Genomic DNA, 24,139 nt, shown 5'->3' on the forward strand with positions numbered 1-24,139 from the left:
CAACATTAAATAAACAATGCTTAAAAAAGAGCGCTACCAAGCTTTTATAGATTATTTTTCTCAAAATATGCCGATCGCTGAGACGGAACTCCAGTATGAAAGCCCTTTTCAACTCCTGATTGCGGTTGTGCTTTCGGCTCAGTGTACCGATAAGCGAATCAACATGGTGACGCCTGCTCTTTTTCGTGATTTTCCCACCCCTGAGCATTTGGCGAGTTCAAATTTTGATGAGCTTTTTCCCTATATCAAGACTGTTTCCTACCCAAACAACAAAACCAAGCATTTGCTCGGATTGGGGAAAATGCTCGTAGAAGAATTCAATAGTGAGGTTCCCGAGACAGTAGCTGAATTGACCAAGCTTCCTGGAGTTGGCCGAAAAACGGCCAATGTCATCACTTCGGTGGTTTGGCAGCAGCCCAACATGGCAGTTGATACTCATGTCTTCCGCGTTTCTCGTCGTCTGGGTCTAGTGCCGATGACTGCAAAAACTCCCTTGGAAGTCGAAAAACACCTAGTTCGTCATATTCCAAAGGAATTTGTACATCAGGCTCATCACTGGTTGATTTTACACGGTAGATATACCTGTTTGGCTAGAAGGCCGAAATGCGAAGAATGCCAAATCACTCATTTTTGCAGATATTTTGAAAAAAATCAAGGCTTGGTTCCCGGCAAAAAACCCAAAAAATAAATGTGTGGAATTCATCTAATCTGGGGTAAGGGTGCCAATGAAGAATCAATCGGCACTTTGATGAAGGATGCCCAACACAGGGGACCTGATCAGGATGCTCGGGTGAGTCCATGGCCGGGAATATGGATTGGTGTCAATCGACTCAAAATTTTACATCCCGGTCCTGAAGCAGATCAACCTTTTTGGTCAACTGAGGGAAATCACTTGCTAGTCTGGAATGGTGAAATCTATAATTTCCAGGATTTAAGAAACCTTTTGCTCAAAATGGGTATAGATCTTTTTACCCAATCTGATACAGAAGTCCTGATGCACTGGTTGAAGATATTTGGAAGCGCTGGCCTGGAGAAGCTCGAGGGAATGTTTTCATTATTTTTTGTGGACCTAACATCCCAAAATGTGCTAGTCGCCAGAGATCCCAATGGGGAAAAGCCACTCTATTATCATCAGACTCCCGAAAGCTTGATTTTGTCTTCCGAATCCCGGGGAATTGCCAAATTAATCCAGTCAGACTTTGATTTTAAGGAGGTCGAGTACTTCCATTATTTTCGTACACCCCAACCCGGAAAGACTTTTTTCAAGGGAGTCAAAGAGTGGAAAGCTGGTAGATTCAGTTTGATTCGTGATCAATCAGCTTTTCGATGGGATGATATTTCTACCAAGGTTTCAAAGGAAAAAGAGCCGAGCCAATCTGGATTTTTGGAGCTATTAAGGGACTCCGTTTTGAATCAGTTTCACGCTGATGTACCAATCGGAATGCTACTCAGTGGAGGTGCTGACAGCACGTTGCTTTATTCGCTGTGGTATGAGGAGACAGGAGTTACTTTGCCAGCATTTACCATTCAGCATGAAGTACAATATCAAAGAAAGTACAGCGATGCCAAAGCCGTGGAAAAGCTCGGAAAAAAGCTGCCATTCGAGGCGAATTTTGTACCGGTCAACCAGCAAATTTTTAAAGAAAATTGGCAGGAATACCTGACAAACCTTGACTATCCGGTAGGTGACTCTGCAAGCTTTTTGACTTGGCTCATTGGAAAAGAAGCCAAGAAATCAGTGAAAGTGCTAGTCTCTGGAGCTGGGGCAGATGAGCTTTGGGGAGGCTATCGTCGGCATCAGGCATTTCAAAGTTATCTAAACAACAAAGATTTGGCGCTATCGATAGCATCGTTTTTAGCTAAAATGCCTTTTGGTAGAAGCTGGAAGAAAACCTTTGAAGGCATCCAAAAAGACCCATTGCGAACCTTTTGGAATTTTTCTGCGCTGGAAAACCCTCCTCAGGACCTTTTTATGGATTATGAGCGAATCTTCAAATCGAATCTTTCTACCCTAAAGCAAGCCTTGGACTTTGATCGGCAAGTTTATTTGGTTCAGGATGTGTTGAAGATTCAGGACAATGCCTTGATGGCACATGGTATTGAAGGGCGCTCTCCTTATTTGGACCCTAACTTGATCCAGTTTTGGAAACAAGTACAAAAAGAAGAGGACCTGCTTGGTAAAAAATGGATTCGTCAAAGTTTGCGCGAACGTGAATTAGAATGGGTTGCGGATCGAAAAAAGCTTGGCTTTGGACTTCCATTGCTGGAATGGTTTAGTCGAAAAGATGATTTCTCAAATTGGGTATTTTCTACTGTAAAAAATTTCTCCAAAACCTATCAAAAGGAGCTACCCCCAGCTACCTTGGCCTTATGTCAGCAGCCGGAAAGTTATGTGAAATCTCATTTTCTCTCGATTTACAATTTCTTTCTTTTGGCAGAATGGCTGAAATTGCAAAAGCCATGAGAATCTTCTACATACACCAATATTTCAGAGCGCCGGAAGAAGGAGGGGCTGTTCGCTCCTACCACTTAGCCAAAGGACTAGCGGACGCAGGGATGCAAGTAGAAGTGATCACCGGAGGAAATATCAAAAGTTACGATCAGCGCTGGATAGATGGGGTCAAAGTCCATTATTTGCCGGTGGAATACGACCAGAAATTTGGATTTCTGAAGCGGGTTTGGGCTTTTTTAGCATTTGTCAGAAAAGCTAAAAATTTGATTCCAAAGTTGGGTAGAGCGGATCTTTTGTATGTGACTTCTACCCCATTGACGACTGGTTTGATTGGGCTTTGGGCAAAAAAGAAATTAGCCATTCCTTACATATTTGAGGTTCGGGACATTTGGCCGGAGGCACCCATTCAGGTTGGAGCGATCAAAAACCCCTGGCTAATTCAAGCTTTGAAAAGCTTGGAAAAAAACATCTATGAGCAAGCGCTTTCTTTGGTCGCACTTTCCCCGGGAATAGCAGAGCACCTGAGAAATGTAAGCTCGAAAAACAAAATTCAAATCATTCCCAACTTTTCTGATTTGGAGCGATTTTTCCCTCAAAAAAAATCAGAGAAGAGGCTTGAACGTTGGAATTTGAAGCCTGAATTGACCATTGCTTACACCGGAGCTCTGGGTCAGGTAAATGGAGTCGAAGAAATGCTGGACTTGGCGGAAATGGCTAGGCAGCAAGATAAAAAATGGCAATTTTTAATCATGGGCGAAGGAAGTCATCGACAGCAGATGATTGATTCTGCCAAAGCCAAAAAGTTGGAGAATGTTCACTTCGTTCCATTTGGACCCAAGGAAAAAGTAAACGAACTGTTGTCTTTGGCTGATTTTGCCTGGATTTCTTTTGCCCATCTTCCTGTGCTGAAAACCAACAGTCCGAATAAGTTTTTTGATGCACTTGCAGCAGGAAAAGCCATCATTGTTAATCACAAAGGTTGGGTTTATCAATTAGTCAAGCAGCATAATCTTGGACTGAGTTGCTTGCCGGGGAAAATGAGCAAATGTTTTGAGGAGCTCGAAAAGCTGGAAAATCAGCCCATTCGCTTACAAAAGATGCAAGCGAACAGCCGACAATTGGCTGAGCGATTCTTTACGAAAGAAAGAGCCATCAAAAAACTCTTATCGGTCATCGATCCCGATAAAAATCCGCCTATGCAGGAGGACGAGGTCTATATCCTGACTGCCTAAATATCTGCTCAGCATCCGGATTGGCCATCAGCATAGGTAGCGAAACTTCCTGATTGAAGACATAATCATCCACGATATTCCAACCCAGCCATCTCCCCAATCGTCCCGGCGCTACCGTACTGATCGCATCTGTAAATGGGGCTTCACCCATGTATTTTCGGATTTCGAAGGGATTGGTCTCATAGAGTAATTCATTTTCTACAAAATGAGCCCAGATGAATTCTTCATTGGCAAAGGACTCAGAAATCTGTTCTGGAGTATACCCGATAATAAACTGATCTGAAGTACAGGGAAGAATAGCTTTAGTGAAGTGATAAGCCTTTCCGTAGTAGATCATTTCGGCTAGGAGCGTATTATCATTTGGGTCTGTCCTGTTGAATTGTGAAGATATCGCCGTCACAATCATGGGAACGATATAGTCTTTCTCGTAGCGCTCTGCCATGTAGCGGGGCAAGTCAGGCTGAAAACTATGACTAGCCGGCAGAAAATAATCCAAGCCAATCACGATTAGGTCTTCAGTGACGACCAAATCTGAATTAAAGCCCGAGACGAAAGTGTAAACCTTCGGTACTTTAAATTCTGGAAAATAATACTTGATGGCTTTCAAGGCATTTTCCAAGTCCTTTTTTACCTCAGAAAAGTCTGCAAACTCTACCTGTACAGAATCATTCAAGACACGCATGGCTGAATCCTGATGGATCTGAACCAAGTCAGCTACCAATGAATCCATGGATTGATATAAGTCTGCCTGAAGGTAGTTTTTGGTGAATTCAGGATACTTTTCAAGAAGGAATTCAAAGTCACCTGCACTTTTAGCCTCGAAAAACTCCTTTTCCAATCGTAGAATTTCTAAATCAAGATCTTGGTCCAAAATCTCTGAATCGAGGGAGCAGGAATCTTCTTTTTGTCCGCAGGACTGAAAAAAAATAATTGCTAAGATGACCGCTAGGGCTCCTATGTTTTTCATTTCGTAGGGTTTTGGATCAAAATTACAGAATTCAAACCGTTAGATTAGAACGCAAAGCTTGACTTTTCCTTGTGGACTTTAGTGGATATGGAGGCTTTGCTGTAATTTCAGCTTGTGGAAAATAAATTCTTAACCAGTTTTGCTTATCTGAGACTTCTTTCTTTACGAAAGCTTTGGAATATTTTTCTACTAGGGTCTTCCTTTCAACTCAGTCGCTTTCTAAAAAAACCCATCATTTGGGGCATGCCCACATCCCTAAGCATCGAACCAACGACAAGCTGCAATCTCCGCTGTCCAGAATGTCCTTCGGGTTTGCGTTCCTTTACACGCCCTACCGGTATGCTTCAGCCTGAGCTTTTCGAAAAAGTCATCAATGAGTCAAAATCACATCTTTCTTGGCTGCATCTCTACTTTCAGGGTGAGCCATTTCTGAATCCCCGCTTTTTAGAAATGGTCTCGTATGCGCACACACAAGGTGTATTTACTTCCACTTCTACCAATGCTCATTACTTAGACGAAGCTCGCGTGGATGCTGTGATTAATTCCGGCCTGAGACAACTCATCGTTTCGATGGATGGTATTTCACAGGAGGTTTATGAAAAGTATCGGATAGGTGGTGTGCTTTCTAAAGTTGATCAGGGATTGAGATTATTGCTCAAAAAGCGAAAAGAAGCAGGGAAAAAATTTCCCCGAGTGGTTCTCCAATTTCTGGTGACTGGTCAGAATGAGCATCAGATACCGGAATTGAAAAGCTGGGCAAAGGAAGTTGGTGTCGATGAGCTTCAACTCAAGACCACTCAAATCTATGACTTCGAAAATGGTTCTGAGCTGATTCCTTCCGATTTGGGCTATTCCAGATATATCCCGGATGGCAAGGGGAAATGGAAGCTCAAGAAAAAGATCGAAAATAAATGCTGGCGAATGTGGCAGGGAGCCGTGGTCACTTGGGATGGAAAAGTCGTGCCCTGTTGTTTTGATAAGGATGCAGCGCATGTGATGGGGAGCTTTCAGGAAAAAAAGCTCGAAGAAATCTGGCATTCAGCTCCTTACCAATCCTTTAGAAGCCAACTTCTTCAGGACCGAACTCAAATAGAAATCTGTAAAAACTGCACGGAGTAAGGGCTAGTACCTGCTCAAAAAACAGCTTTTTGGAACTATTTTTGGTTTAAAGTAGAAATTGATGGATTTTTAAACCGCATATTTGCTTGAATCTCACCCGTGTCGGCGTTTTCACATGAAGATAACTTTACGAATCACTCATTTTTTCCTGCTGTTGATTTCCCTGCTGATTGCAGTTCCTGCACAGATTCAGGCGCAACAGACTACCGATATCACCAGCATCAAAGTAGACGAACTTTCTGACGATCAATTGCAGGAATTACTTCGCAGGGCGAACGAGGCTGGTCTCGGGACTATGGAGTTTCTTCAAATGGCAGAAATGCGAGGCATGCCCGCTTTGGAAGTAGAAAAGCTAAGGAAGCGTCTCCAGGATCTTGATATGGTGGGCAGCTCATCGAGTAGACAGGCCAATGTCTCCCGCCGTAATCCACGTCAGCAGGTAGATTTGAATGAAATTACCAAAGGCCTCTACGAACCTCAATCTGAACTGGACGACTCTGAAGGTTCCAGAATCTTTGGAAGCTCACTTTTTTATCAGAAAAACCGTCGACTCAGTTTTGAGCCTAGTTTGAATCAGGCTACCCCGTCAAATTATATTTTGGGACCTGGAGATATGCTTTATGTGGATATCTACGGGCAATCTGAGCAGTATTACGAAGCGACCGTCAACCCTGATGGTTTTGTGCTTTTGGATAATATTGGTCCGGTTTCAGTCTCAGGTAAAAGTATTCGTGAAGCCACGGGAATTATCAAAAATCGAGTGGCGCGCTTTTATCCCGGCATGCTGGGAGCAAACCCGAATACCTTTTTGCAGGTGACTCTAGGAAATGTACGCACCATTAAAGTGCATATTTTGGGAGAAGTTCGGCTTCCTGGCACATTCACTTTAAGCGCTTTTTCCACCGTATTCAATGCCCTTTACGCCGCAGGCGGACCCAATGAAAACGGAAGTATGCGTCAAATCAAAGTGATGCGTGATTCCAAGCCCGTTGCCGAAATCGATATTTATGATTTGCTGATCAATGGCACCGCCAACCTTGATTTACAGCTTCAGGATCAGGATGTGGTTTTGGTTTCCCCTTATCTGGCAAGAGTGGAAATCGAAGGAGAAGTCAAGCGTCCCATGATATTTGAAATCAAAGATGGAGATACCGTGGAAGAATTGCTGAATTATGCTGGGGGTTTTACGGATTTGGCTTTCCGTGATCGTCTAGCCATTTCGCGTATTTCTGACAATCAACGCTCTGTATCTGATGTGTACAAAAATCAATTTGGGATGTTTATCCTCAAAGGCGGAGATCAACTGACTGTAGGAAAAGTACTGGATCGCTATAGTAATCGGGTGCAAATCAAAGGTGCGGTCTATCGTGAAGGTACTTTTGCTCTGAGTGAAGATTTGACTCTTTCAAAGTTGATTGAAAATGCTGAAGGTCTTCGTGGAGATGCTTATCTGAAGCAAGCCAGCATTTTGAGGACAAAAAGCGATCTGAGCACCCAAATGATTCAAGTGAATTTGGAACAAATTCTAAATGGAACCGCTCGGGATATTCCTTTACAGCGGGAAGATGTCGTGCGGATCTCCAGTGTTTACGATATTCAAAATGAGCGCTACGTACAGGTTCTTGGGGAAGTGATGCGTCCTGGAGTTTATCCCTTTTCTGAGTCCATGACCGTAGAAGACTTATTGATTCAGGCAGGTGGATTTCAGGAGTCTGCAAACCCCAGTGATATTGAAATTGCCAGGCGATTGGAAGATTCAGATTTGGGCACCTTGTCCGATATTATTCCGATTCAGGTAAATGCTGATCTTTCGCAAGGCGCCAATCCTTCCATTCTTGAACCATTCGATCAGGTGATTGTCCGGAGAAAAGCTGCATTTACCATGCAAAAACTGGTGGCTGTAGAAGGTCAAGTCAATTCTCCGGGGATCTTTGCTATCGAAAGTTCAGTGGAGCGAATTTCAGATTTGGTAAATAGAGCAGGTGGCTTGAATCAATTTGCTTATGCTAAAGGAGCGACTTTGATTAGAAGGACAGAGTTTTTCAATACCGAATCGGAGCAAATCCGTCGTCAACGAAACTTAGAATCCCTCCGATTGCAATTGCTCAAGGACCCGAATAACTCAGAAGCGCAGGAAGAACTTTTACAGCGGCTTTTCGAGAATTTGAATGTAGAAGAAAACCCGGTGGACACCTTGATTGCTAATTCCAAGAAGGAATCACTGGATCAGATAGCTGCCGAAACTCCGGGTTTTGCAGTAAAAATCAAGGAAACCGAAGCTGTAGCTATTGACTTGGAAGCAATTCTATCCAATCCAGGATCTGAAAGTGATCTTTTGCTTGAGGAAGGAGATATTCTATCTGTTCCCAAGCTTCTTCAGACCGTCCGAATGCGAGGGGATGTGGTTTACCCAACCACGCTTCGACATGAAAAGGGTCGTGGACTGAAGCATTACATCAACGGGGCCGGAGGCTTTGAGCGAAGAGCCAATCGTAAGCAGACTTATGTGGTCTATGCCAACGGAGCAGTCAAGCGCACTAAGGGCTTTTTGGGAATCCGAAATTATCCTTCTGTGGAGCCGGGAGCTGAAGTGATTGTGCCGACTAAAGGACCGAAAATCCCTCTCCGATTAGGGGATGTGGTTGGAATAACTACCGGCTTGGCTACTTTGGCCTTGGTGATTTCGCAAATCAACTGGAACCAGCCATGACAGATAACAAGCACTTTTCGGATAGCCAGTTTACTTTGAAAGAAGTCATTCAAAATCTTCGGGATTGGTTGCTTTTTTTTATTTCTCAGTGGAAAATTTTGATTGCTGCGGGCCTAATCGGGATGGTTTTGGGAGCTTTGGTTTCAATTTTCAAAAAACCGGTTTTTCATGCAGAAACCTCTTTTGTTTTGGAAGAGGGAGATGCCGGAGGGATCAGTCAGATGTCTGGACTGGCTTCTTTGGTAGGAGTGAACTTGGGTTCTTTGGGAAGTACCAGCGGGCTCTTCCAAGGCGACAACATCATGGAGCTGTACAAGTCTGACCGAATGCTCGGAGAGACTTTGTTGAGTCCATTTGATCAAGAGAAACTTTTGATCGATCGATTCGTGGAATTCGAGGAACTGGACAAAAAGTGGGCCTCCAATGTTGATATTTCCGGAATGGATTTCTCCTTAGAGCGGCAGCAGTTTACAGTAGCGCAGGATTCAGTAGTGCAGCAAGTTTCCAAGCTTATCCGAGAAAGACAGCTCTCTGTGGTCAAACCTGATCGAAAGCTAAGTATCATCCAAGTTAGTATTTCATCGAAAGACGAGGCATTTGCCAAGATTTTCAACGAAACATTGGTGGATAAGGTCAATACCTTTTACCTGGAGACAAAAACAAAAAAAACCGGAGAAAACCTTCGGATTCTTCAAACTCAGGCAGATTCTGTTCGATCCATTTTGGATGAAAGTATCGCAGAATATGCAACTGCTACGGATCGGGTACCCAATGTGAACCCCCTGCTCAATTCTGCTCAGGTCGAAAGCCGTAAGCGACAAATCGACGTGCAGGCGACGGCAGCAGTCTATCAGGAGATCGTCAAAAACTTAGAAATTGCCAAGGTCAATCACCGCAACAATTCTCCTTTGATTCAGATTATCGACTCTCCGAGATTTCCATTGAAAAGAACAGAAATCCGATTGGTGAAAGGAATCGTTTTGGGAGCGATCATTGTGGGTTTACTGACACTATTTGCCTTATACTTTCGCAGGCTGTATCAAAAACATGTGCAGGAAAGCTAAACCCCAGCTGCCATGTTTGAAAAGCTCACCTTACTTCCTCTCAGCAATTTTATCCGAAACAAATCGATTCAGAACTTCCTGTTTCTGGCGATTATCCAATCATCCAATGTGCTGATTTCCATTATTTCCATGCCGCTGTTGATTCAGAGTATTGGTGTGGATCAGTTTGGTTTGGTAAACCTGGCGCTATCGGTCATCATCCTCCTGAATATTCTGGTTGGTTTTGGGTATAACCTCAGCGCCCCTCGTGAGGTTGCTGTCAACCAACAAAACAAAGAGGCCCTTTCGCATCTGGTTTCTAATGTCTTTTCGGGAAAGGCCATGTTGGCAGCGATTGCTACCCTTTTGATTTTGATTGGCGCTTTTGGACTCAACCTTTTTCAGGAGTATCAATTGATACTGGTTTTTTCCTCTCTGCTCCTATTCTCAGAAGCGACCTTGCCGCTTTGGTTTTTTCAGGGAATGGAAAAAATGAAACTGGTGTCCATCGCCAATATTTTCTCCAAGCTGCTTTTTTTGATGGGGATTGTGCTCTTTATCCACAGTCCTGAGCAAAGTCAATGGGTGAATTTTATGTTGGGCTTTTTTGGGCTTTCCATTAATCTGATGCTGCTTTTTTATATCCATGCTTTTATGGGAATCAAATTTTATCGTCCTGAGTTTTCGGCCATTTACCGAAGCCTCAAGGAGAACATACTCCTTTTCTTTTCCAATCTGGCTAGTCATATTTCTATTAATGGAGGACTGATTATTCTGAGCTTCTTCTCTGCTGCTGAGACCTTGGGCATGTACAGCTTGGCGGAGCGAGTGGTGATGGTTTTGAGACTATTTCCTGCTTTGATCATTCAGGCCATTTTTCCCAATGCTTCTAAATTGCTCAAAGAAGATAGACCTGCATTTTTTCGCTTTTTAAAAAATGTCTACTTGAGAGTTCTCTTGGCGGGTATGCTGATTTCCGCAGGAGCACATTTCACGGCACCTTGGATTATCCGAGTCCTTTCCCGTTCCGATTTGGCGGAGTCTGTGCTTTATTTGAAAATCTTGGCTGCAGTCCCCTTTTTGGCTTGTCTGAATGTGGGAAATGTGACCTTATTGCTTGTGGCAGACCTGAAGGAATTGCTCTTTAAGGCTAGCTGGATGATGTGCTTGTACATGATCGTGGTTTCAGCAATTTTAACCAGCTATTTGGGAGGTCTTGGCCTTTGTATCGGAATTATCTCCACAGAAATCATTGTATTTTTGATTTGTCTTGTACTGCTTTATCGGCATAAAAAAGATCTAGTCCGTGGCTTTTACACCTAATCCATCCGTAGCAATTATTTTGGTCAATTGGAATGGGCTGGAGTTTACCCGGGCCTGTTTAACATCTTTAGAAAAAGTCGATTATTCCGATTTTCAGGTTATCCTCGTGGATAATGCTTCCCAAAATCCGGAAGGGAAGGTCTTGAAAAAGGAGTTTCCAAAGACTCTTCTTCTGGAAAATGAACAGAATCTGGGTTTTGCGGGAGGAAATAACGTGGGCATCCGAAAAGCCTTGGAAATAGGTTTTTCTCACCTCATGCTCCTAAATAATGATACCCTGCTGGAGCCGGATTTTTTGGGAAAAATGATGCTTGCCTTTTCAAAAAATCCCAAACTAGGCCTGTTGCAGCCGATGATTTGTTTTTTGGATGAACCCGAAAAAATCTGGTCCGCAGGAGGAAAGTGGGTCTCTTGGCTTGCTCGTGCAAAGACCTTGGGAGATCGAAAATCCTTGAAAACCTACCGGATTTCTTCTACCCAACTTGATTGGACTACCGGCTGCTGCATGCTACTTTCCCGTGAGGCCATCTTGCATTCTGGATTACTCAATGAGCAATACTTTGCCTATTTCGAAGATGTGGAATGGTCACTGAGAATTCGGAATCAGGGCTTTGAAATCGGGTTGGTGCCTGAAGCAAAAATCTACCATGAAGCCGGAGGCTCTTCCAAAAAGTCACACTCTGAAGGAACCTTGAGTGCAAGGGTGTTTTATTACCATGTGCGGAATCAGTTTTTTCTGCTGAGAAGTCAAAAAGCTGGCTTAGGTTTTCTCTATCATTTGGGTAGGTTTAAGCTCTGGATCTTTTATTTCCTGCTGAGAGGCCGTTTTCGAAAACTAAAGGCCGTGGCAAAAGGAATCAAAGACGGGCTATTTACTCCACTTAAATATGCTCCAAAATGGCCTTGATCATCTTCTTTTTGATTGCCATAGCAGTAGGAGTTGGGTTCCTATGGACACTGGAAAAGATGATTTTTCAGGGTAAATGGACTTATGCCATTTTCTTTCTTGCCGCATTTCTTCCCTTTTATATTACCAGCTTAAGTGTGGTGTACCTAGCCACCCAGTCGGCTGCCGTGGTGAGTATATTTCAAATCCTCAAGGAGTTGGTAGTCTTGGTAGCGCTGCTGGTATTTGTCCTGTATCATCGGAAAATCGCCCTGTATCCCTTTCGTTTATATTCCACCGATTGGTTCTTCTTGGCATTCCTGAGTTTGGCTTTTGGCTATCTCTTGCTTCCGATAGGACAAGCTTCATTTCTAAACAAAGCCCTCTATTTCAAAAGCATGCTGATTCCCGGCTTGGTTTATTTTCTGGGGAGAAATACTTCCTTTTCAGACTTCGAAATTCAGCGTGTTTTCAAGATTATCTTTTTTGTAGCTATTGGAGCTTTTCTGGTCAATCTGGTAGAAAATTTCCTGCTCAATGCCCACTTGCAGCAGTTTACGGGTTATGCACTTTACAATTTTGCAATCAATGACATTGAGCCTACGGGAAATTTTGGATTGACCTGGACCTTTGAAACCCAGGCGGTGACCAAGCGCTTGGCCAGCTTTTTTTCAGATCCTTTGGAGATGGCGAGTTCGGTATTGATGGGATTTGCAGCAGGATTGATTTGGTTTTTGACCAGTAAAAAGGAATACAACTGGCTCTATCTTTTGGTGATGGCTTGTTCACTCGGAAGCTTGGTTTTTTCTGCTTCCAGAGCTGCATTTGGCGCTTTCTTCGTCATGATTTTCTTTATTGCTTTGGTCTTTCGCTTGTACAAACTGATCGGTGCGGGCTTTTTGGCTTTAGTGGCATTTGGTATTTACGTGGTCTTTTTTGCCTCTGAGGATTTTTACTTTTTTGTAATCGATACCCTGACCTTTGAGAATACCTCCAGCATCGGGCATGTGGTGGAATGGCTCTTGGCTTTGGATTCCATGATTGCCAATCCGCTGGGAATTGGTTTGGCGATGAGTGGAAATGCCGGAAGTGTGACGGATGAATTGAGAGTGGGCGGAGAAAATCAGTTTCTGATCTACGGGGTGCAATTGGGTTGGATTGGGATGCTATTGTATATCTTGATCATAGCTTCTGGGGTGGTACTAAGTCTGCGGGTTTTTTACGGAACAGAATCCACACCCAAAGCTCGGATTGCCTTCGTCGGAGCGGCTACAAAGGTTGGATTGCTTTTACCCCTATTCACGGCCAATGCCGAAATGTACACCTATGTAGCTTGGGTAAGCTGGTGGATGATCGGGTTTAGTGTGAGGGAGTATGGGAGAATCCAATTATCTTTGAGTAAACCCCTAGATTTTTGAAAGTACTCTTCGATCTCCAATACCTCAATGTCGCCAGCACTGGCATCAAAACCTATATGGTGGAATTGGCGAAGGGTTTTCGAAAGTATCCTCATCCCGAGATTGAGTTTATTTTTACACACGAGCCTGATGAGCAATTAAAAGATGAAAGTTTCAAAGGTCCACAAAACAAAATTCAGCGACTGAACTACCACTTGGACTATTTCCGTTGGAAGGAGTTTCAACTTCCGGATCTGGTGAAAAAATACAAACCGGATGTACTCATTTGTCCGGATTTTGTCTCTCCGGCGGCTTCATTGCCCTGTCGTCGCTTGACGGTCATTCACGATGCCTTCTTTTGGCAAATGCCGCAAAACTATCCTCGATGGTGGCGAAAGTATTTTCTGAGTCTGATCAAAAAAGGTCTGAAAGAGCAAACAGAAATCATTACCACGACAGAATACTCCAAGAAATCGCTATTAGAAAATCTGGGAGATGATTTCCCGATTTCTGTTATTTATCAATGCCCAAAAAGCCTCAAATCTCCTTCCGAAATGGGGGTTTTTTCAAAGCTAAACTTAGAGAAGAATGGCTATTTTCTACATATCGGTACCTTTGATAAGCGCAAACAGCTGCTGCTGCTGACCAAGGCTTTTGCAAATTTTGTCAAGCAAACTGGCTCGGACAAGAAATTGCTTCTGGTAGGTGGTCCCGGGCAAAGTGATCAGATGAATGACTTTCCGAAGGTGGAGGCTCTGATTCAGGAATTAGGTCTGGCCCAGCAGGTTTTACTTCCTGGTTATTTAAGCGACGGAGAGATCAAATCCCTGTACGAGGGAGCTTTTGCTTATGTGTTTCCTTCCGAAAATGAAGGATTTGGAATCCCGATTCCTGAGGCGATGGGCTTTGGACTTCCGGTAATCCATTCGGATCAAAAGGCACTGATGGAAGTGGCGGGAGGTGTTGGACTTCCTTTCCAAACCGGAAATCAGCAAGATTTACTGGAAAAAATGATACTTTTGGAGCAGGACTCTGCCCTTTGTCAGAGTCTCAGCGAAAAAGGGAAAATCCGCTCTGCCGACTTTTCCCCTCAAAAATTTGTAGAAGCTTTTCATCAGATTATTCTGAAATCCGGATCTTAATCCATGCGGCAAACTCACTGTCCTCTTTGTCAAACTCCTCCTCCTGCCAATCTCCTTCCGCTTTCCGTCCATACCTGTGCTTCCTGTGGAATCCGCTGGACTTATTTGCCAGAGGAAATTGAAATGGGAAGGCTATACGAGGATGAGGTTTATGCGGTGGTGGATAATCGGCAGTCGATTTTTGAAAAAATCATTTTCAGAGAGGCCAAACAAGCGCTACGAAAGGCACGAAGAATTTACCCGCAAGCAAAAAGTCTTTTGGATTTTGGGTCGGGGAAAGGACAGTTTTTGAAAGTTGCTCAAGATTTAGGATGGAAAGGTTTGGGAGTTGAAACAGCCCAAGAACGAGCTAGATTTGCTGCTGAGAAATATGGTGTCTCGGTCATTTCTGAATTTTATCAAGGGGGAAAAATCGGGTCAGAAAACTACGACTTAATCACACTAAACCATGTTTTGGAGCATTTGCCTGAACCACTGGATCTACTTCAAAAGTTGCTGGATCAGAATGCTCAGAAGCTTGTTTACATCGAGGTGCCAAGGGCTGATTCCTGGCAGGCACAAATCGCTGGAGGCAATTGGATGCACTGGGATATTCCTAAACATTTGACGCATTGGACAGAAGAAATTTTGGTCGAAAATGTGGAAAAATTGGGTTTTCGTAAAGTTGCTACACGTTCCTTTTCTATTCACTTGGGAGTCTTGGGGATGTTGCAGGCCTTTTTATCGCGTTTGGGTTTTCGGGAAAATCTGATTTTGCGACTCAAACGAAAAAAGACCATTGGATTGATGCTGATTGTGGGTTTGGTTTTGCCTTTTGCATGGATTTTGGAGGTAGTTTCGATTCCTTTCGGAAAGTCCGGAATTTTGGGAGTTTACTTCGAAAAGCATGACTAAAACCCGTAATGTACTTTTTCTTCAGAGTTCTTCGGAGCACTATGGCTCTGGAAAAATCATCTTGCAGGTTCTTCGGGTATACCAAAATCAAGGCTTCCAACCTGTAGTTGTTTTAACGGGTTCAGGGCCTATCGAGGAGGATTTGAAGAGGTCTAAAATTTCCTATCATATTCAGAATTTGGGCATTTTACGTAGGAAATATGTCAACCCCATTGGCTTAGCCAACCGAATTTCCAAAAATCTTAAAGCCTACCAATTCCTCAATAAGCTTTATCGACAGTACCAATTTGAATTGGTCTACTCCAACACCCTGGCTGTGGTAGTAGGTGCTTATTGGGCCAAGCGAAAGCAAATCCCCCATTGCTGGCATATTCACGAAATTTTACCCGGGCCGGCACCTTTGGTCAAGTGGCTGAGTAATCTACTGGATCAGACCACCCCTGCTCCGATTGCAGTATCTCAGTCGGTCGGAAATCATTGGGGAGGTATGTTGAAGAAGTCGGAAATTGAAGTCATTCCGAATGGAATTCCATACGGGGACTTTTTAGAAGCGAATGGTAACTTGAAAAAGGAGTTGGGTTTGAGTCAGGATACCCTACTCATTGGAATGGTCGGCAGAATCAATCCCGGAAAAGGACAGCTGTTTTTTCTGGAAATAGCTCAAAGCTTGCTTAAATCCCACTCCAATCTTCATTTCGTCTTGGTTGGAGACCCTTTTCCCGGCTATGAACCGATTTTGGAAGAAATCAAAGAAGAGATTAGAAATAAGAGCTTGGAGACAAGAGTGAGCTATTTGGGTTTTCGAAAGGACATCCCTGAGCTGATGGATTCCCTGGATATTTTTGTGCTTCCTTCGGTTTTGCCAGATTCTTTTCCCACGGTTATTTTGGAGGCAATGGCTGCATCCAAACCCGTGGTAGCTACTCGATCAGGTGGTGCCTCAGAAATGGTCGTAGAAGGTGAAACGGGTTTTCTTATTCCGATTGCTGAGGTGGAAGCTGGAGCAAAAGCTTTGGGCCAATTGATCAGAGATAAGAAACTCAGAATAGAGATGGGCCAAGCTGGAAGAGCTCGAGTCTTAAAGGAATTTAGCCTGGAAGCTTTCGAAGTAAATATCAAAAATCACCTATGGCAGCACCTGAGAAAAAACTGAAAGTTGCTATCATGGGCGCAAAAGGCTATCCATACGTATATGGTGGCTATGATACGATGATCAAAGAACTCGGAGAGCGATTGGTAGCCAAAGGAGTGCATGTACGAGTCTATAATCACCGGGCACTTTTTAAAGAAAGACCCCGTTTCGTCAATGGGATCGAATGTATTTATACGCCTGCGATCGAGTCCAAAAGTTTGACGCAGTTGACGCATACTTTCTTTTCTATGCTCCATGCCTGCTTTTCGGATGTGGATGTGATTTTTGTAGTGAATTCGGGGAATGGTCCGTTTGGAATTATTTCAAGAATTTTCCGCAAGCCTACCGCCATTAATGTAGATGGTTTGGAATGGCTAAGACCGAAGTGGAAAGGCTTAGGTGCTAAATATTTTTATTGGGCTTCCAAGATGGCTACCAAATTTTTCGATCAGATTATCAATGACTCAGATGAAATGCGCAGAGTATATTTGGAGCTTTTTCAAAAGGACTCCAAAGTCATCGCCTATGGCGCAAACCCTAGAGAAAGCGTAGGTTCCGAGCCATTGGAAAAGTGGAATTTAGAAAGCCGAGACTATTTTTTGATCGTAGGAAGGCTGGTGCCGGATAACAATGCGGACTTGATTATTGAAGGTTTTTTGAAGTCGAATTCTAAGCGGAAACTTGTCATTGTGGGCGATGTGCCTTTTGCCGATGCTTGGGCCAATCGTCTGAAAAATATTCAGGATTCGCGCTTACTTTTTACAGGTTATGTCACCGACCCCAATGAGTTGGCAGCGCTATATTCACACTGCTATGTGTATTTCCATGGGCATGAATATGGGGGCACCAACCCAGCGATGCTGAAGGCTTTGGGTTATGGCTGTGCGATTTTGGCTTTGGACACGCCTTTCAATCAGGAAATGCTACAGAATGGGAAGCATGGCTGGTATTTTGAGAAAAAGGCCGAATCAGTAAAAGAAACCGTGGAAAAAGCCGAATCAGAACCGGAAGAAATGGAGATGCTTCGAAAAACAGCTAGGTCGGGATTGACTCAAAAGTACAATTGGGATCATGTCACAGAGCAGTATTTGGAGGTGTTTCGTGGCCTGGCCAAGAAATAATTTTTACCACGGAGGAAGGGAGAGCGAGTGAGCTTTTTGTTTGCAATAGAATAGACTGCCACGCTTCGCTCGCAGTGACGGACCACTTTAAGTTCGATTTACTGATTTAGTATCAATCTTATTCTGCGCCAATGTGAGTGTCCTCACTCACGTCTGACCAACAGAAGGTTCAGTCTCCAGATTGCTATTCGTACTAAGTTTCTATGTGGTTTAAAAAAGTGGAATCACATAGGATTATAGGGAAGGCTATTTTTGTTTTTCCATCCCGCTGATCATCGCAGAAAAATCCGCTGATTTTCGCGGATTCAGATTCTGGACCCATTTTTTTTGGTCAAAAAATCAGCGAGCATCAGCGCAGCTAATCTGTGGAAATCTGCGGGAGATCCTTTGAATTATTGGTCTTCTGCTATGCATACTATGTTTCTATGTGGTTAAAAAAAAGAGGGACCACATAGCCATATAGAAAAGAACGATAAATGCGCCGATGTGAGTGTCCCCACTCGCGTTTGACTAACAGAAAATTCAGTCTTCAGATTGCTATGGGTACTATGCCTCTATGTGGTTTAAAAGAGATGAACCACATAGGGTTATAGGGAAGGCTATTTTTTGTCTTTTCCATCCCGCTGATCATCGCAGAATAATCCACTAATTTTAGCGGATTCAGATTCTGGAGCCATTTTTTTGGTCAAAAAATCAGCGAGTATCAGCGCAGCTAATCTGTGGAAATCTGTGCGAGACCCTTTGAATTATTGGTCTTGTGCTATGCGTACTATGTTTCTATGTGGTTAAAAAAAAGAGGGACCACATAGCCATATAGAAAAGAATTAGTAATTGCTCTAAGCCAATGCTACAATACATTTCTAGCTATAAAGGCCAATTGAAGTAATCTTCCAATTCTGAAATTTTCCAATTCTCAGGAAATCCGACTCCAATTGACCGCCGATTTTTTCTGTTGTCGTACCTGTCTAAGGATAGGAGCATTTTCAGGTTGGGAAAGATTGGGGTCATTTGCCAAAACCTGTTGTGCTGCATCTCTGGCCAAAGTCAAAATGGGCGCATCCTTACTTAGGTCAGCAATCAACAAATCCGTGATCCCGCTTTGTTGAGTGCCCATCAGATCTCCGGGACCGCGTAGTTTCAAGTCCACATCGGCAATTTCAAAACCATCATTGGTTCTCACCATCGTCTCTAACCGTACCCTGGAGTCCTTGCTCAGTTCATATTTGCTCATTAGGATGCAATAACTTTGCTCTGCACCTCTTCCTACCCGACCTCGCAGCTGATGGAGTTGTGATAGGCCAAATCGTTCCGCATTTTCGATGACCATGACGGAGGCATTAGGCACGTTGACCCCAACTTCGATGACTGTGGTAGCTACCATGATTTTGGTTTCTCCTTTTACAAAGCGTTGCATTTCATAGTCTTTTGCATCAGCTTTCATCGCTCCGTGGACAATGCTCAAGGGATATTGAGGAAATGCTCGGGCAATACTTTCATATCCATCCATCAGGTTTTTAAGGTTGAGTTTTTCAGACTCCTCGATCAGGGGATAGACGATGTAAACTTGCCGTCCTTTTTGGACTTCTTGATTGATAAAACCAAAGACTTTCAACCGGTCTTTGTCATAGCGATGGACGGTTTGGATAGGCTTTCGGCCAGCGGGCAGCTCATCGATGATAGATACGTCCAAGTCTCCGTAAAGCGTCATGGCCAAAGTTCTGGGGATGGGTGTGGCCGTCATGACTAGGACATGAGGATAGAAATTTTCATTCTTAGCCCAAAGTTTGGCCCGCTGCGCAACACCAAAGCGATGCTGCTCATCGACAATGGCCAAGCCCAAATTCTGAAACTGTACCACATCTTCCAAAAGCGCATGCGTACCGATCAAGATTTTGAGCTCTCCAGATTCCAAGCCTTCGTGAATTCCTTTTCGAGCGGATTTTTTTACTGAGCCAGTGAGTAGGGCAATCGAGATTCCCATCATATCCGCATATTCTTTGAGCCCTTCGAAGTGCTGATTGGCCAAAATCTCCGTAGGAGCCATCAAACAGGCCTGAGAGCCCGAGCTGATCGCAATCAGCATGCAGATAAAGGCTACCATTGTTTTACCGCTCCCAACATCGCCTTGAATCAAGCGATTCATTTGCTTGCCTGACTTCATGTCCTGATAAGCTTCGCGAATTACTCTTTTCTGTGCACCGGTGAGTTCAAATGGAATGTGGTTTTCGTAGAAATCCTTCAGTAATTCGGTGTTTTCCAAAAGCTGACCACGATACTTTTCCGTTCGGGTCACTTTCATCTTGAGCAGGCGGAGCTGAAGGAAAAAGAACTCTTCAAATTTCAGTCTTTTTCTCGCTCGTTGCAGTCGGGCAGGGTCTGTGGGAAAGTGAATTTCCCGGACCGCATCTTGTTTACCAATCAATTGGAATTGCTGGAGAAGGTTCTGTGGCAGCGTTTCCTGAATGTGCGGTAGACAAACTTGGATCAACTGCTCCATGATTTTGGAGATGCCACGGGAATCCAAGAATCGAGCGCGCAACTTCTCGGTAGTGGAATAGACAGGCTGAAAACTGTTTCGCTTCTCAGCTGATTGGCTCAAAGGCTCCATTTCCGGATGGGCTATACTCCATTTTCGACCAAACTGTGCAGGCTTTCCAAAGAAAATATAAACTGCACCGGGTGGAAGTTTTTTCTGAATCCATTGGATTCCCTTAAACCAGGTCATTTCCATCTCGCCGGTTTCGTCTTCTACATGCGCTACAAGCCGCCTTTTCCCTGTTCCCACGAGTTCCACTCGCATGACTTTAGCGATAATCTGGACATTCTCTAAGTCCTGATGCAGGTCTCGGATTTTGAAAAACTTGCTTCTATCCTCGTAGCGGAAAGGATAGTGCTGCACTAAATCCCCATAGGTGAATATTCCCAACTCTTGATTGAGCAGAGCGGCCTTTTGTGGGCCAACTCCTTTGAGAAACTCTATTTTGGTATCAAAAAAACGGGACAATGATGAATATTTTTTGCGGCTAGGCAATTTAGCCCCGCATGGAAATTAATTGCAAGTTTTGTCAGTATTTGTCTTAAAGAGAGGAATGTTTCGCAGCCTTAATCCAGAGTTTTTTCAAAAGCTCCCGCTTCGCTTGAAGATCTCGTAATAAAATGGATTGATTTTTTGCCCGATGAAGGTTTTGCTCGGGATAGTTGACCCGATAGTAGATATTTCCCTGTAGGTGATCGGTGAAAAAGCGAAGCCCCATCATGCAAGTCATCACCTCTCCTCCCAGCAGTAGCGATTCTTTTTCCTCTTTCTCAACCAAATTTCCCAACCCCGACAAGTAACCCTCCATCAATGCTTCAAAAACCGATTCGTCCAGAAGCAAATTTTCCCAATCAGTGCTTACCTCTGTTCGAGAACAGGCCACAGTCCGTACCAGATCGCCAAAATCATAAAGTAAGTATCCAGCCATTACGGTATCCAAATCGATGAGAGCTTTTACCTGTTCCAGATTTTCCGAAAAAATGAGATTATTGATTTTGGTATCATTGTGGGTAAGTCGTTGGGGAAGCCTTTGAATGGTTTCCTTATAGGATTCAATTAGCGGTTTTTGATTTAGGTAAAACCTCAGTAGGCTTTCCTCTTCGGAGTCAAGTTTTCGCTTAATTCCAGAAGCGATCGCAAAAAAACGTTCAAAGCGTAGATCGAGACGATGAAAATTGGGAATGGTTTCTTTCAATATGTCAACCTTCAAGTCTGCGCCTGCCTTAGAAAACTCAGCAAAAGCGGTTGCAGCAATTCGTGCTTGATCCTTAGAAGAAATATGCTCCAATGTCTTGCCTTGTACAAAAGGGAATACTCGCCAATTCTTCCCATCGACTGTACTTAATTGTTTTCCGCTTTTATTTAAGAGTGGAAGCGGTAATTCAAAGGGCAGTTTATCTGCAATTTGATTTATAAATAGCTGCTTTAGGTTGAAGGCAATTCGGTCTGGATATTGGAAAACATCCTGATTGAAGCCTTGCAGGACGTATTTGCCATTTGGACTTTCTATCAAAAATGTTTCATGAATAAGCCCTGCCCCCAGAGGCATGACTTGACATGCATCTAGATCTTCAAAAAATTCAAATTGTCTTAAGACCGGGCTTAGTTTCTCTAAGTTCATAGCCAAAAGTAGGCAGATTTTAGCTTCTGGAGAAAGCCACTTTTTCTTACCTATTTCAAATATTTTGAAGATAGAGTCTAAGGGTTTTGTAGAAATGCGGGGTCGAAGGAGCTTTGTTCAATGTTTAAATTATAAGTTTTTAAAATTTATTAAAAAAGTCTAAAGCTGTTTGGGTAAAAATTTGTTTATTGGAAAAAATTTTCCCAGAAACCTATGAATATCACCGCTATTGATTGGGCCATCATCGCAGCCTTTTTCATAATCTCGCTTCTGATCGGAATTTTCACTTCAAAAAAAGCAGGCTCTTCTGCCAAGGAATTCTTCCTTTCGGGTAGAAATATGCCTTGGTGGCTTTTGGGAGTGAGTATGGTAGCGACGACTTTCTCTGCAGATACGCCCAATTTGGTTACGGATATAGTTCGTAAAAATGGTGTTAGTGGTAACTGGGCCTGGTGGGCATTTTTGCTCACGGGTATGTTGACAGTTTTCGTCTATGCCAAGCTTTGGAGACGCTCTGAGGTCACGACGGATCTGGAGTTTTACGAATTGCGGTACTCAGGTAAGGGGGCGGCCTTTCTACGGGCTTTTCGGGCGATTTACCTAGGAGTTTTTTTCAATGTGGTCATCATGGCTACGGTTTCCCTGGCAGCAATTAAAATCGGGGGAGTCATGCTGGGTCTTTCTCCTGTGCAGACGCTTTTGATGGCATCAGTGGTGACAGTAATCTACAGCTCTTTAGGTGGATTGAAAGGGGTCTTGTTGACGGACTTTTTCCAGTTTTTCATCGCAATTATCGGTTCTTTCGGAGCAGCCTATTTTATCTTGGATCTTCCAGAAGTTGGGGGATTACAGAATCTACTTAGCCACCCGAATGTCTCGGACAAATTGGATTTTGTGCCTGATTTTGATGATCCCAATGTCTATATCCCGCTTTTCATCCTTCCTATTGCTATCCAATGGTGGGCGACTTGGTATCCTGGAGCCGAGCCAGGTGGAGGTGGATATATCGCTCAGCGAATGCTCTCTGCGAAGGATGAAAAAAATGCGGTCGGTGCTACCTTGTTTTTCAACATTGCACATTACGCACTCCGTCCTTGGCCTTGGATTATTATTGCACTTTCTTCCTTGATCGTATTCCCGAATATTTCGGATATGCAGGCTGCTTTCCCGGATGTAGCTGTGGACAAGCTGGGAGATGACTTGGGTTATCCGGCAATGCTGACCTATCTGCCGACAGGTTTGATTGGAATTGTACTAGCTTCCCTGATTGCGGCGGTGATGTCCACTTTATCTACTCATTTGAATTGGGGATCTTCCTACATCGTAAATGACTTCTACCTGCGATTTGTCAAGCCTGAGGCCTCTGACAAGGAGTTGGTGGCGGTAGGTAGAATATCTACTGTCAGCTTGATGGTTTTATCAGCCTTCTTAGCGCTTGCACTTTCTTCCGCATTGGGAGCCTTCAATATCCTTCTTCAAATAGGTGCGGGTACAGGCCTTATTTTTATTCTTCGGTGGTTTTGGTGGCGGATCAATGCTTACACAGAGATTTCAGCCATGGCTATTTCCTTTGTGGTTGCCATTTTCTTTGAGGTGATCAATCCCAATTTAGGCTTGATAGACATTCCAGAGAATCAGGCTTATTTGAAGTTGGTATACTCCGTATCGATTACCACAGTGGGCTGGTTGTTGGTGACATTTTTGACGCAACCTGAAAAGGATGAGATTCTTTTGAAATTCTACAGAAAAGTGCATCCAGCAGCTTTTGGATGGAAAAAAGTATTGGATCGCTATCCTGAAGAAAAGCAGGATATGGGTCAGCTTCCAAAGGAAATCGGCTTGATGCTGATCGGCTCAATTATGATTTATGCAGCACTCTTTGCAACAGGGTTTTGGATCTATGGAGAATCGCTGAATGGCACTATCGCCACAATCGTTTCACTGGTCTGTGGTGCTGTAGTGATAGCCTCTTGGAAAAAGCTGCGCTAGTCTTTAAACTCTACGCTATTCATCAAATTCGCCAAATCGATCTTAATGTATTCGATTAAGGGTGAAAGGGAGTCGTTTTTCATCGCTGTCTGGAAATACAAGGCGCCTCTGAGGAAATGCTCAGTAGAGTCCGTGACGAAAAATTGGAATTGGGTTGGAACCTCACCTTTGAGTTCGGCGACGACACCAGTATAGCCATTTGGTGTTCGAAGGATGGACTCTTCTATTCCATAGGCTTTGATTTGGTGCTTGGCAGTAAGCTTGAAAGCATCTTCCGAAAGGGATCGAAAATCAGCCTTTCCCTCGATTTTTTTGTAGGTCAAATGTACTTTGGCATCGAAATCCGCATAGTTGAGATTGATCCAATTTTTTTCTTGAAGATTGAAGGAATCCGGCTCCACTTTACTGTGAACTGAATAATCAAAGGTGTACGCGTAATCACCATTCAAATCCTGATAAAGATGCTCAGGAAGATCGATCCGGTTATATCCTTTGGGTTTTGGTAGGTAGGCATTTTCACAACCTACTAGTAAAATTGGGAAAATTAGGGTAGACAACAGTTTCCGCATGGGGTA

The 24,139-nt window shown here is 43.6% G+C and carries 18 protein-coding genes; 14 read left to right on the forward strand and 4 right to left on the reverse strand.

Going from position 1 to position 24,139, the window contains the following annotated elements:
* Positions 1–16: 16 nt before the first annotated feature.
* Genes nth through G457_RS21280 form a run of 3 tightly spaced genes read left to right on the forward strand, consistent with a single transcriptional unit; the run spans position 17 to position 3,684 of the window.
* Entirely contained in the window at positions 17–688 is a 672-nt protein-coding gene (gene nth, locus G457_RS0109170; RefSeq protein ID WP_026946213.1) for an endonuclease III, read from the forward strand.
* Positions 689–2,464, forward strand: a complete 1,776-nt coding sequence (gene asnB, locus G457_RS0109175; protein ID WP_026946214.1) for an asparagine synthase (glutamine-hydrolyzing) — start codon at positions 689–691, stop codon at positions 2,462–2,464. It abuts the gene before it with no gap.
* Complete coding sequence (locus G457_RS21280; RefSeq protein ID WP_035483616.1) at positions 2,461–3,684, forward strand: glycosyltransferase family 4 protein; 1,224 nt, start codon at positions 2,461–2,463, stop codon at positions 3,682–3,684. The genes asnB and G457_RS21280 overlap by 4 nt, the downstream gene beginning before the upstream one ends.
* Here the strand turns inward: G457_RS21280 and gldB are convergent.
* The gene (gldB, locus tag G457_RS0109185) at positions 3,647–4,651 is read right to left on the reverse strand and encodes a gliding motility lipoprotein GldB (protein ID WP_035483559.1); all 1,005 of its coding nucleotides are present in this window, start codon (positions 4,649–4,651) and stop codon (positions 3,647–3,649) included. The two genes, G457_RS21280 and gldB, sit on opposite strands and share 38 nt — an antisense overlap.
* Before the next feature lie 114 nt (positions 4,652–4,765).
* Between gldB and G457_RS0109190 the strand changes: the two genes are divergently transcribed.
* From G457_RS0109190 to G457_RS0109235, 10 genes are all read left to right on the forward strand, one after another.
* The gene (locus G457_RS0109190) at positions 4,766–5,770 is read left to right on the forward strand and encodes a radical SAM/SPASM domain-containing protein (RefSeq protein WP_026946216.1); all 1,005 of its coding nucleotides are present in this window, start codon (positions 4,766–4,768) and stop codon (positions 5,768–5,770) included.
* Positions 5,771–5,885: 115 nt separating this feature from the next.
* Positions 5,886–8,480, forward strand: a complete 2,595-nt coding sequence (locus tag G457_RS0109195) for an SLBB domain-containing protein (protein ID WP_026946217.1) — start codon at positions 5,886–5,888, stop codon at positions 8,478–8,480.
* Positions 8,477–9,544: a GumC domain-containing protein gene (locus tag G457_RS0109200; protein ID WP_026946218.1), complete on the forward strand. Its 1,068-nt coding sequence runs from the start codon at positions 8,477–8,479 to the stop codon at positions 9,542–9,544. Before G457_RS0109195 ends, G457_RS0109200 begins: the two co-directional genes overlap by 4 nt.
* Before the next feature lie 12 nt (positions 9,545–9,556).
* A complete protein-coding gene (locus G457_RS0109205; protein ID WP_026946219.1) occupies positions 9,557–10,846 on the forward strand; it encodes an oligosaccharide flippase family protein in 1,290 nt (429 codons plus the stop codon).
* Positions 10,830–11,753, forward strand: coding sequence for a glycosyltransferase family 2 protein (locus tag G457_RS0109210; RefSeq protein WP_026946220.1), 924 nt, complete (start codon positions 10,830–10,832; stop codon positions 11,751–11,753). The genes G457_RS0109205 and G457_RS0109210 overlap by 17 nt, the downstream gene beginning before the upstream one ends.
* A complete protein-coding gene (locus tag G457_RS0109215; RefSeq protein WP_026946221.1) occupies positions 11,744–13,150 on the forward strand; it encodes an O-antigen ligase family protein in 1,407 nt (468 codons plus the stop codon). The genes G457_RS0109210 and G457_RS0109215 overlap by 10 nt, the downstream gene beginning before the upstream one ends.
* Positions 13,147–14,271 carry a glycosyltransferase family 4 protein gene (locus G457_RS0109220; RefSeq protein WP_026946222.1) on the forward strand — a complete coding sequence of 375 codons (1,125 nt, stop codon included), beginning with the start codon at positions 13,147–13,149 and terminating at the stop codon, positions 14,269–14,271. The genes G457_RS0109215 and G457_RS0109220 overlap by 4 nt, the downstream gene beginning before the upstream one ends.
* 3 nt (positions 14,272–14,274) lie before the next feature.
* Positions 14,275–15,165, forward strand: coding sequence for a class I SAM-dependent methyltransferase (locus G457_RS0109225; RefSeq protein ID WP_026946223.1), 891 nt, complete (start codon positions 14,275–14,277; stop codon positions 15,163–15,165).
* On the forward strand, positions 15,158–16,318 hold the full coding sequence (locus G457_RS21285; protein ID WP_035483562.1) for a glycosyltransferase family 4 protein: 1,161 nt from the start codon (positions 15,158–15,160) through the stop codon (positions 16,316–16,318). The genes G457_RS0109225 and G457_RS21285 overlap by 8 nt, the downstream gene beginning before the upstream one ends.
* Positions 16,294–17,418 carry a glycosyltransferase gene (locus G457_RS0109235; RefSeq protein WP_026946224.1) on the forward strand — a complete coding sequence of 375 codons (1,125 nt, stop codon included), beginning with the start codon at positions 16,294–16,296 and terminating at the stop codon, positions 17,416–17,418. Before G457_RS21285 ends, G457_RS0109235 begins: the two co-directional genes overlap by 25 nt.
* A 913-nt stretch (positions 17,419–18,331) precedes the next feature.
* Here the strand turns inward: G457_RS0109235 and recG are convergent.
* Both recG and G457_RS21290 read right to left on the reverse strand, forming a co-directional pair.
* Positions 18,332–20,422 carry an ATP-dependent DNA helicase RecG gene (recG, locus tag G457_RS0109245; RefSeq protein ID WP_026946225.1) on the reverse strand — a complete coding sequence of 697 codons (2,091 nt, stop codon included), beginning with the start codon at positions 20,420–20,422 and terminating at the stop codon, positions 18,332–18,334.
* A 73-nt stretch (positions 20,423–20,495) separates the two neighbouring features.
* On the reverse strand, positions 20,496–21,575 hold the full coding sequence (locus G457_RS21290) for a phosphotransferase enzyme family protein (protein ID WP_035483564.1): 1,080 nt from the start codon (positions 21,573–21,575) through the stop codon (positions 20,496–20,498).
* 213 nt (positions 21,576–21,788) lie between these two features.
* On the opposite strand from G457_RS21290, the gene G457_RS0109255 reads away from it, so the two are divergent.
* Positions 21,789–23,564: a sodium:solute symporter family protein gene (locus tag G457_RS0109255; protein WP_026946226.1), complete on the forward strand. Its 1,776-nt coding sequence runs from the start codon at positions 21,789–21,791 to the stop codon at positions 23,562–23,564.
* Here G457_RS0109255 and gldD read toward each other — a convergent pair.
* Positions 23,561–24,133 (reverse strand): gliding motility lipoprotein GldD, encoded by a 573-nt coding sequence (gldD, locus tag G457_RS0109260; RefSeq protein WP_026946227.1) that lies wholly within the window; start codon positions 24,131–24,133, stop codon positions 23,561–23,563. The two genes, G457_RS0109255 and gldD, sit on opposite strands and share 4 nt — an antisense overlap.
* Between the last annotated feature and the right edge of the window lie 6 nt (positions 24,134–24,139).

This window comes from Algoriphagus marincola DSM 16067 (assembly GCF_000429405.1).
Lineage (GTDB): Bacteria > Bacteroidota > Bacteroidia > Cytophagales > Cyclobacteriaceae > Algoriphagus > Algoriphagus marincola.